The organism is Fimbriimonadia bacterium, from assembly GCA_039961735.1.
GTDB lineage: Bacteria > Armatimonadota > Fimbriimonadia > Fimbriimonadales > JABRVX01 > JABRVX01.
This window is the reverse complement of record JABRVX010000077.1, coordinates 17,562-27,366: the sequence shown is the minus strand read 5'-3', so window position 1 is coordinate 27,366 and position 9,805 is coordinate 17,562. Positions and strand designations below refer to the sequence as shown.

Genomic DNA, 9,805 nt, shown 5'->3' with positions numbered 1-9,805 from the left:
CGTTGCGCAATGCCCTTACGCCGGGGAACGACTTGTTGATGTTCAGCATCTCCAGCGCGAGCGGCATGACGGGAAGGTTCCGCTGAGGCCGGCCCGATCCTGCGCCGAAGTACAATCGTCCTATGGCTTTGGAACTGCTGCCGGCGCGGAACGAGGACTCGCCCGCTGTCATCCGCGTGATCCGCACGGTGTACGACGAATACGGTTTCACATGGGAAAGCGGCGGTTACCACGCCGACTTGGAACACATCGAAGAGCACTACCCCGCCATGGGTGGGGCTTTCTGGGTGCTGCGTCAGGATGGCCAAGTGGTTGCGACGTGTGGGGTCCACGCGCACACCGAGTCGGACTGCGAGCTCGCGAGGCTCTACCTGCTTGCCCGCTTGAGGGGCCAAGGAATCGGCAGCAAGCTGTTTCTCCACACACTCGATTGGAGTAGGGCGCAGGGGTTTCGCAGGATGTTCATCTGGTCGGATGTGAAACTGACCTTGGCGCACTCACTTTACTTCCGGCATGGCGCCAAGTGGATAGGCCAAAGGCGCTGCAACGACCCGGATAATAGTCTCGAGCACGGGTTCCTTTACATGCTCTAGGGAGCGAAGTCCGGCTCTAGCCCGGCACCTTTAAACACTTGTGTCTTGATCGGCTTCGGCTTACCGCCATCGGTTATATCCGAGTATTGGACCAACAGCGATACCCGCCGGTTGCTGAAGTGGTATTTGTCCTCGGGTACTCGGGGCCGCGTGTCGGCGTAGGCGCGCACTTGGGATAGCTGCTCCTCCCGCCCGTACTTTTTCATGGTCAGGCGGGCGGTGTTGGCGCGGTCGAACGACAGCTCCCAGTTCGAGTACCTCCCGGTAGAGTACTGCCTGGCGTCGGTGTGGCCCTCGATGATCACTTGGTTCGGGATCTGCGCGATCTCCTCGGCAAGCATCCGCAGCAATTGCTCGGCCTGTGGGTTGAGTTCTGCACTGCCCAGGGCGAAGAAGGCGGCGTCCATTCGGTCCACAAGCTCGATGCGCAGCCCTTCCGAGGTCAGCCGCAGGTGCACCTGACCTGCCAGACCGGTGTGCCTCCGCATCTTTTTGAGGGCCTTCTCGATATCACTCTTCACCTGTCGCATGTTCTTCTTTTCGCCCAATCGCCCTGCGCCGGATGCCTCTGCCAACTGCCCGCCCGTCTTTTCACTGCCACCCTCGGCCATTCCCGTCGTGGCGAAGGGGTTGCGCCCACTCTGGTACCCGGCGCTGAACCCGATCGGATCGTTGAAGTACCCCTCGATGGCTTTTCGCGTTTCCTGGTTCAGGCCGAGGATCCACATAACCAGGAAGAAAGCCATCATAGCGGTCATGAAGTCGGCGAACGCTACCTTCCAGGCACCGCCGTGGTGGCCGCCGTGTTTCTTGCTCTTCTTGACAATCCGTACGGCCTGTTCTTCGGGCATAGGCTATGCCGCCTTCTCCCTTACGAAGTCCTCCATCTCGTTGAACCCTGGTCGCAGCTCGGGTTCGATGTTGCGGCGGGCGAATTCGCAACAGGTGAGGGGAGCTTCGCCGCGTCCGAACGAGATAAGGGCGTTCTTTATAGCCATCATGTACATGTGCTGAGCATGCACGCGCATCTTCATGGCGGAGGAGAGAGGCCCGAAGATGCCGTACGCGCAGAGGACACCCAGGAACGTTCCGACCAAAGCTGCCGCCACGTGGTGACCGATTTCCGCAGGGCTGCCACCCACCGAACCCATGGTAATCACGACGCCCAACACTGCCGCGACGATCCCGAAACCAGGCATCGCATCGGCAACCGACTGCACGAGGTTCGGAATCACCATCTCCTGCTCGTGTGCGGCGTCCAGGTCGTTGTCCATCATGTCCGAGAGGTCCATCGGTGAGACGGTGCCTGTGAGAATCACCTTCATCGTGTCGCAGAAGAAGTGGAGCGCGTGGTGGTTTTGTAGGAAGTTGGGAAAGCGGGTGAACACCTCGCTCTCGGAGGGACGTTCGACGTGGCTCTCCAGTGCAAGAAGCCCCTCGCGCCGGGAGAGGTTGAACAGCGTGAACAAGAGCTTGAGGAGCTCCTTGTAGGACTCCTTGTTGTAGGAGTGGGGCTTCATGAGAGCCATGACCTCGCGCAAAACCCTGCCGAGGACACCGGGACCATGGGAGACAATCATGGAGCCGACCGCCGCCCCCCCGATGACGATAAACTCGGCAATCTGTAGCAACACGGCCAGCTTGCCTCCGGCCATGGTAAAGCCGAAGATGATGCTGCCGAACACGACCAACATGCCGACGATCAGAGCCATCGCGCGCTAGAGCCTCTCCCTCCGCTACACGTCCCACATACTTGTTCCATACTTGGCGACCGAAGATCCCCGTCGAAGTAACGGCGGAGTACGGAGGTAGACTAGGTTCAAACACCCGAGGGAGTCGACATACAGATGCCGGCACGCAGCCGAAGACTTGACTGCATTCCGCCTTACCTTTTCAGCGAGATCGCCCGGATCAAGGCCAAAGCACGGGCCGAGGGCAAGGACATCATAGACCTGGGGATTGGCGACCCGGACGTGCCTACGCCGAAACCGATTGTGGAGTGTTTGAGCAAGTTTTCTGCGGAATCTTGGACTCATCGGTACGACGAGTCACCGCACGGCCTGCCTGACTTCCTCGAAGCTGCCTCTGATTGGTTCCATCGGAACTACCAGGTGAAGCTGGACCCGCAAACCCAGCTAGTTCTGCTGATAGGCTCTAAGGAAGGGCTGGCCCACCTGTGCTGGGCTTACTGCGACCCAGGCGATGTGGCGCTGGTACCTCAGCCGGGCTACACGGTGTACAAGGTGTGCTCGCTGATGGCTGACGCCGAGGTATTCGAGATGCCCCTCAGGGCCGAACGGGGCTTCCTGCCCGAACTCGGCGCCATCCCCGAAGACGTTGCGGCAAGAGCCAAGCTGATGTTCGTGTGCTACCCCAACAACCCCACGGCTGCGGTCGCGACCCTCGACTTCTACCAGGAGGCGCTGGAGTTCTGTAACCGACATGACATTTTACTCGTGAACGATGCCGCATATGCGCAAGTTTGCTACGACGGCTTCACGCACCCCAGCCTGCTGCAAGTGCCCGGAGCCGCTGAGCGTGCGCTGGAGTTCCACTCGCTCTCTAAGATGTTCAACATGACGGGATGGCGGCTCGGGTTCGCAGCGGGATGCCCCGAGGCAATCGAGAACCTGGCGAAGCTCAAATCTAACCTGGATAGCAAGCAGTTCATGGCAATCTCCGCCGCGGGTGCCTTCGCCCTACGCTCGGCGAACAACGGAGAGGCTCTGAGGCTCTACCAGAGGCGGCGCGACATCCTAGTGGGCGGCCTGCGAGATCTGGGATGGAACGTGCCTTTGCCCAAGGCGACCTTTTATGTGTGGGCACCGGTACCGAAGGGTTACGACTCGATGACCTTCGCCAAGGATTTGCTGGAGCGGGCGCATATCGTGTGTATCCCGGGCATCGGCTACGGCGAAGCGGGGGAGGGCTACGTAAGAATGTCCTTGACGGTGGATGGAGACCGCGAGGGCGACCGCTTGGCCGAAGCGGTCCGACGCATCTCCGGCCTCGGATACGCATTCTAGGCATCTGATGAGCAAGCAGAGCGTCACCTACGAGACAACTCCCCCGAAGGAGATGGCCGCGCTCGTATACGTGAATATCGCTCCAGAAGAAGACGAGTACGTGGCCTCCGAGCTTCGCTCCCTTGCCGACAGTGCCGGTTACGAGACCGTAGGCGAGCTGCGGCAGCGAATAGACCGGCCAAACCCACACACGTACCTCGGCGAGGGCAAGGTCGAGGAGTTGGTAGACCTCGTAGCGCAGAGCCGCGCGGACTGCGCTATCGTGGATGCGGAGATATCGGCCCGTCAGCAGCACAACCTGGAAGAGGCGCTGCGTTGCCGCGTGGTGGACCGGCCCCAGCTTATCCTCGAAATCTTCGGGCAGCGGGCGCATACGTCCGAAGGAGTGCTGCAGGTGGAGCTGGCTCAGCACACCTACTGGCTGCCGCGCCTGATGAGTCGCTACACCAAGTTCGAGCGACAACGGGGCGGGACGGGCACCCGAAGCGGAGGAGGCGAGCAACAGCTCGAGCAGGATCGGAGGCGCGTGCGCGACCGCATCGCTGCGCTGAAGGTCGAGTTGGACGAAGTGCGAAGGAAACGCCAGCATCAACGAGACAGTCGCAGGCGATACCCGTTCCCTTTCGCAGTGCTAGTCGGGTACACGAGCGCCGGCAAGTCCACGCTACTCAACACCATCAGCGGCTCCAGCGTGTGGGTTGATGCCCAGCTCTTCTCGACACTCGATCCTACCACGCGGAGGGTGGCACTACCAGATGGATACTCCGTCTTCGTCACCGACACCGTAGGGTTCATTCGAAACCTACCCACTCAGCTCGTCGCGGCGTTTCATGCCACGCTCGAGGAGGTCACTTTCGCCGACCTGCTCATCCACGTGGTAGACGTAAGCCATCCGTATTGGGAGCTGCAGCGGGATGCCGTCTATGACACGCTTAACGAGCTAGACGCCGCCGGCAAGCCGATGGTAACGGTGTTCAACAAGTGCGATCTGGTCAAAGATCAGCATCGGCTCGTCGAACTCGTTGCGGAAACTCCCTGTTCGGCATACATCTCGGCAAGAGACGCCATTGGTATCAACCATTTATCGGATCGCCTCGTGTCGGCTGTTCGCTCTCTCCTGACACCCATTGTCGCGTTGGTTCCCTACTCCGACAGTCACCTGGTAGCGGACTGCTACGAGATGGGACGAGTGCTGGACGCGAAGTACCTACCAGAGGGCATCTTGGTGAACGCCGAAGTGGTCGAAGGCATGGCGGCTCGCCTGACCCCCTACTTGCAAAGATGACCGCAACCTCACATCTCGTGCCATCCCCGCTGTATCCATGGAATCGTAAGTACCTCGGCGCGAAGACGGCTCTTCTGCCGTGGCTGCTGGAACGGTTTCAGTCTCTGACCGATGGCTGCATCGGCTCCTTCTGCGACCCGATGGCGGGCACGGGTGTCGTGGCCTACGCGGTGTCGTCACTGCCTAGCACTACGCGGATAGCCGCCGGGGACATTCTGGTGTCGAACACGATACCCTTGCGGGTCTTCCTACTCGACGGCGTGGAGTTCGAGAGCGCTGCAGCGGCGATCGAGGATCTGAGGATGCAACCACCCCTGGAAGGATATGTGTGGAGGCACTTCGGGGGACGATACTTCTCACATGAGAATGCGGCACACATGGACGCGATTCGGGAGCGCATACAGCAGGAAGAAGACCCCAGACTTGCAGATGCCATGCTGACATCCCTGCTGTACGCTGCGGACAAGGCGGCCAACACGGTCGGACAGTTCGATGCGTATATGAAGAACCTGCACGCTCCTGCAAAGGATAGTAGCAGACACCTGGTAGACAGCAACGCGCTGAAACCGCTAGATCTGAGGGTGCCGGTTGCGGTTAGCTGCAAAGAGCCGATCGTAGAGACCGCAGATGCCTGTGATCTGCTGAGCCGTCATGCCGTTGATACGGTGTACCTCGATCCACCCTATAATACGCGGCAGTACAGCGACCTCTATCACGTGCTCGAGAACATCGCGCGATGGGAAAAGCCTGCCGTACACGGGGTGACACGCAAGTTCCATCGAGATCACCTCCGCAGCCGCTTTTCGTCGAGGGCAACGGCCGCGGTCGAACTTGCTCGCGTCTGCTCGATTGCACGCTGCAAGCACCTGTTCCTCAGCTACAGTTCCGAGGGGATCATCCCACACGAGCACATCCTGAGGATCCTATCAGGCTTCGGCCCAGTCACTATCAGTGAGTCGGAGTACCCCGTGTTTGGTCGCGGGGCAGGACGTGCACGTAAGCGGACCGTCATCGAGCGGCTGTACTATGTACGAAAGCACTAACATCCGCCGCTTGGTAGCCGATGCGGCGACACTGCTGCACGCCTCCGGCGAGTCCGCATGCCTGGAAGCCGAGGTACTCGCCGCACACGTGCTCGGAATGTCGCGATCGCTGTTGCTCGCACACATGGACGACGTACCACCTCCCGAGACAGTCACACGATTTTATGATCTGGTAGCTAGGCGGGCGGTAGGCGAGCCCCTGCCCTACATCCTCGGCTATCGCGAGTTCTACGGAAGGCGCTTTCGCGTAACACCTGCAACGCTAATCCCGAGGCCCGAGACCGAGCTGCTGGTGGACCGGTTTCTGAAACTCGAACCCGCCCTGCCGAGTGGACCCATTGCAGATGTCGGCACGGGATGTGGGTGCATTCTCGCCTGCGCCCTGCTGCCGAACGGGCGCATCGGTATCGGTACCGATCTGTCTGACGCCGCTTTGCAGGCGGCTGCCGAGAACCTTGCTCAGCACGGGCTCTCGTGCCGCACGGTGCTTGTCCAGACCGACCTACTCCGTGGCGTCCGCAACGACTCCCTCGCTGCCGTACTTGCCAACCTGCCCTACGTCGCCGAGGGGGATCCTCGGCTCGAGGCCCAAGTTGCCGAATGGGAGCCCCCGCTCGCGCTCTATTCCGGATTGGATGGTCTCTCGCTCATCCGCCGTCTCCTACCTCAAGCAGCAGCGGCACTGAAGCCTGGCGGAGCGCTCATCCTAGAGGTTGGCATCGGCCAAGCGGACGAGGTCGCCAGATTGCTCTCGGAATGGCACGACCTCACGGTGCTCGACGACCTCGCCGGCATCCCACGCGTCGTCTCGGCACGCAAGTAGGACGGCAGCCTCACGCGGCGAATCACCCGTCGGGAGGAACGCATGCCGAAACGAAAACTGAACGTCGCTCTCATCGGATACCAGTTCATGGGAAAGGCGCACTCCAACGCCTACCGCCAGGTCGCCCGCTACTTCGACATCCCGGTCGAGCCCGTCATGAAGGTTATCTGTGGGCTGAACGCCGAGGGGGCTGCGAACGCTGCCGCGCGCCTCGGTTGGGAGGAGTCCTCGGCGGACTGGCAGCAAGTAGTACGCCGCCCGGACATTGACATGGTAGACATCTGCACCCCCGGACATATGCACGCGCCAATGGCCATCGCTGCTGCCGAAGCAGGCAAGACGGTGCTGTGCGAGAAGCCCCTCGCCAACTCACTGGCCGAAGCGCAGGCGATGCTGTCGGCAGTCACGAAGGCCGGCGTGCCCCACGGCATCTGCCACAACTACCGCAAGGTGCCCGCCATCGCGCTCGCGCGGCAACTCATCGAAGAGGGTCGGCTGGGAACGATCTATCACTTCCGTGCCGCCTACCTACAGGACTGGATCATAGAACCCTCCTTCCCGCTGGTCTGGAGGCTGCAGAAAGAGCTCGCGGGCTCCGGCGCGCACGGAGACCTCAACGCTCACATCATTGACCTCGCGCACTTCCTTATCGGCGACATCGCCGAAGTGTGCGGGCATATGGTGACCTTCATCAAGCAGCGGCCCAAGCTAGCAAAGGCCGCTGGCGGACTGGCTGCGACCTCGAGCACGGCAGAGATGGGTGAAGTTACCGTGGATGATGCCACGCTGTTCCTCGCGCGCTTCGAGAACGGCGCGGTGGGCACTTTCGAGGCAACGCGCTTTGCACAGGGCCGGAAGAACTGCAACCGGTTCGAGATCAACGGCTCTAAGGGCTCGCTCGCGTTCGATTTGGAGCGGATGAACGAACTGGAGTTCTACTCCGCCGATGACCCTGCGCACGCGCAGGGCTTTCGCACCATCCTCGCCACCGAGGGTGTGCACCCGTACGTCGGCGCATGGTGGCCGCCTGGTCACATCATCGGCTACGAGCACACCTTCGTGCACGTGCTCTACGATGCGCTCACGGCCATCGCCGAGGGCAGGCCGATCTCTCCGAACTTCGAAGACGGCGTGCGCAACCAGGCGGTGCTGGAAGCGGTGGAGGTCAGCGCGCAGGAACGCCGCTGGGTATCGCCCGGTTCACTGTTATAGCTACGTCGCTCCAAAGGGCCGCTGCCTTGCCCAGCAGCGGTCCTCCAGCTCATGCTCAGTAACTTCGGCAAGAATACGTTGCAGGCCGAACGGTTCACGCTGGGGGCCTGCGAAAGGGGGAATCTCGAGGAGAGAGGGATGTCCGCCCCCGCGCGGTTCGTGGTCGTGTGGTAGTTGATGGGGCCGTGCTAGCCGGCGGACGCGAGCCAGGGCATAGAGAGAAGGCCCCTCTATTGCAAGCACATCGTCCAAGAGCACATCGCCGAGAGGACGAACCCCCCGTCACCTTTCGGGACGCTGGAAGGAAGCGCGGCCTGGGCAGATAATCTGAGGGCATGGACGCTGCTTCTCCCCCCGACCCCGTCATCTCTGCATCTACCCTCGACTGTCTTCTGGCCGAGTGCTTCGGGCGCCCCAAAGCTTATTGCGAACTCGGACGCTTGTGCGACACCGTGGGTGGTCGCACGTCCGGCGCCGAGAGCGGGCGACTGGCCGAGGAATGGAGTCGGGCCCTGTTCGCCGACTGGGGACTCGACCGGGTGTGGTTCGAGGAGTTCCCGGTCGCGGTGTGGCAGCGCGGACCGCTGGAGGCGGAAGTCCTCGGGCCGTCCAGTTGGCGCCTGACCGCACTCGCCCACGGGAACTCGCCCGCGTCCGCCGACCTGCAAGCCGAGGTGCTGGACGTCGGGCACGGCGACCGAGAAGACTTCGAGCGCCTGCGCGAACGCGTGCCGGGAGCGGTCGCTCTGTGTGACGAAGGAGCGGCACCTGGCAAGCGCGCGCTGCACCGTTCCGAGAAGCTCGCGCTGGCTGCTGAGTTCGGGGCGGCGGGTCTGATGATCTATTCCTCGGCTGCGGGGCCACTGCCGCGCACCGGCGTGTGTGCCGACAACTTCGCGCCGATCCCGAGTCTCGGGATCGGATTGGAGGACGGCGAGAGGCTGCTGCGCCAGATCCGTAGCGGGCTGAGCCCGAGCGTGCGGATACGCATGACCAACCGAGTGGGCACGGGGACGGCACGCAACGTGCTCGCCCGACTAGATGGGCGCGACTCGGACGAGGTGGTGCTGGCGGGTGCGCATCTGGACTCGTGGGACGTGGCGCAGGGAGCAGTGGACAACGGCCTTGGTTGCGCGATCGTGCTGGAGGCGGCACGGGCACTGGCAGCGCTGGGTGAGCGGCCACGGCGGAACATCGTCTTCGCCCTATGGGCCGCCGAAGAGGTAGGCATCTGCGGTTCTTACGAGTACGCCCGGACCCACCGGGATGAGTTGGCCAAACACACCGCGGTGATGAACTTCGACATGACGGGTGACCCGTACGGGTACTGGACGCCCATGCGCCAGGAGCCGGAACCGATGCTGCGCGGCCTGGCGCGGCAGCTGGCTCCGGTCGGAATGCGCGAGGAGTTCGCGTATGAGCCGGGCCTGCATTCGGATCATCAGGCGTTCATGCTCGCGGGCGTTCCCGTGGTCTGTCTGATGGCGAAGCTGCCGAACGATGCGGGGCGGTACTACCACAGCGCAGGAGACACCTTCGACAAGGTGTCGCAGCCGGCGATGTGCCGTGCGGCTATGGTGGCGGCGGCCACCCTTTGGGCGCTGGCCGATTCTCCGGAGCCACCAATGCGGCATCTGACGGCAGACGAGATACGCCGGCACATGGAGAAAGCCAGTCTGCTGGAGGCTCTGAACGAAAAGGACTGGGTGCTGGGCCCTCCGGCCTGAAGGACCACCCTGCCCCTCGTTCCTACTTCGCCACCCGCCATCGGGCGGCGAGTGCGGTGGAGGGACGCGTTGGCGGGAAATCCTCCATCCGAAAGC

General features: G+C 62.2%; 9 protein-coding genes. 7 read left to right on the top strand and 2 right to left on the bottom strand.

Translation table 11 applies throughout. The annotated features are described in order from the left end of the window. Window positions 1-122 precede the first annotated feature (122 nt). Window positions 123-593, top strand: coding sequence for a GNAT family N-acetyltransferase (locus tag HRF45_14115; protein MEP0767655.1), 471 nt, complete (start codon window positions 123-125; stop codon window positions 591-593). On the opposite strand, the gene HRF45_14110 is transcribed toward HRF45_14115, so the two are convergent. Together HRF45_14110 and motA are read right to left on the bottom strand one after the other, a co-directional pair. Then, window positions 590-1,444 (bottom strand): OmpA family protein, encoded by an 855-nt coding sequence (locus tag HRF45_14110; GenBank protein MEP0767654.1) that lies wholly within the window; start codon window positions 1,442-1,444, stop codon window positions 590-592. The two genes, HRF45_14115 and HRF45_14110, sit on opposite strands and share 4 nt — an antisense overlap. Before the next feature lie 3 nt (window positions 1,445-1,447). Further along, window positions 1,448-2,305, bottom strand: coding sequence for a flagellar motor stator protein MotA (gene motA / locus HRF45_14105; protein ID MEP0767653.1), 858 nt, complete (start codon window positions 2,303-2,305; stop codon window positions 1,448-1,450). 135 nt (window positions 2,306-2,440) lie between these two features. On the opposite strand from motA, the gene HRF45_14100 reads away from it, so the two are divergent. From HRF45_14100 to HRF45_14075, 6 genes are all read left to right on the top strand, one after another. After that, window positions 2,441-3,619 (top strand): aminotransferase class I/II-fold pyridoxal phosphate-dependent enzyme, encoded by a 1,179-nt coding sequence (locus HRF45_14100; protein ID MEP0767652.1) that lies wholly within the window; start codon window positions 2,441-2,443, stop codon window positions 3,617-3,619. A 7-nt stretch (window positions 3,620-3,626) separates the two neighbouring features. Next, on the top strand, window positions 3,627-4,904 hold the full coding sequence (gene hflX, locus HRF45_14095; GenBank protein ID MEP0767651.1) for a GTPase HflX: 1,278 nt from the start codon (window positions 3,627-3,629) through the stop codon (window positions 4,902-4,904). Continuing rightward, entirely contained in the window at window positions 4,901-5,947 is a 1,047-nt protein-coding gene (locus HRF45_14090; protein MEP0767650.1) for a DNA adenine methylase, read from the top strand. Before hflX ends, HRF45_14090 begins: the two co-directional genes overlap by 4 nt. After that, on the top strand, window positions 5,931-6,770 hold the full coding sequence (gene prmC, locus HRF45_14085) for a peptide chain release factor N(5)-glutamine methyltransferase (GenBank protein MEP0767649.1): 840 nt from the start codon (window positions 5,931-5,933) through the stop codon (window positions 6,768-6,770). The genes HRF45_14090 and prmC overlap by 17 nt, the downstream gene beginning before the upstream one ends. A 42-nt stretch (window positions 6,771-6,812) precedes the next feature. Next, entirely contained in the window at window positions 6,813-7,982 is a 1,170-nt protein-coding gene (locus tag HRF45_14080; GenBank protein ID MEP0767648.1) for a Gfo/Idh/MocA family oxidoreductase, read from the top strand. 335 nt (window positions 7,983-8,317) lie between these two features. Then, window positions 8,318-9,709 carry a M20/M25/M40 family metallo-hydrolase gene (locus HRF45_14075; protein MEP0767647.1) on the top strand — a complete coding sequence of 464 codons (1,392 nt, stop codon included), beginning with the start codon at window positions 8,318-8,320 and terminating at the stop codon, window positions 9,707-9,709. The last annotated feature ends 96 nt before the right edge of the window (window positions 9,710-9,805 follow it).

Excerpts from the sequence above, each read along its gene's own strand:
- HRF45_14110 (MEP0767654.1), bottom strand. The coding sequence starts at position 1,444 with ATGCCCGAAGAACAGGCCGTACGGATTGTCAAGAAGAGCAAGAAACAC.
- HRF45_14115 (MEP0767655.1), top strand. The coding sequence starts at position 123 with ATGGCTTTGGAACTGCTGCCGGCGCGGAACGAGGACTCGCCCGCTGTC.
- motA (MEP0767653.1), bottom strand. The coding sequence starts at position 2,305 with ATGGCTCTGATCGTCGGCATGTTGGTCGTGTTCGGCAGCATCATCTTC.
- HRF45_14100 (MEP0767652.1), top strand. The coding sequence starts at position 2,441 with ATGCCGGCACGCAGCCGAAGACTTGACTGCATTCCGCCTTACCTTTTC.
- prmC (MEP0767649.1), top strand. The coding sequence starts at position 5,931 with ATGTACGAAAGCACTAACATCCGCCGCTTGGTAGCCGATGCGGCGACA.
- HRF45_14075 (MEP0767647.1), top strand. The coding sequence starts at position 8,318 with ATGGACGCTGCTTCTCCCCCCGACCCCGTCATCTCTGCATCTACCCTC.
- HRF45_14080 (MEP0767648.1), top strand. The coding sequence starts at position 6,813 with ATGCCGAAACGAAAACTGAACGTCGCTCTCATCGGATACCAGTTCATG.
- hflX (MEP0767651.1), top strand. The coding sequence starts at position 3,627 with ATGAGCAAGCAGAGCGTCACCTACGAGACAACTCCCCCGAAGGAGATG.
- HRF45_14090 (MEP0767650.1), top strand. The coding sequence starts at position 4,901 with ATGACCGCAACCTCACATCTCGTGCCATCCCCGCTGTATCCATGGAAT.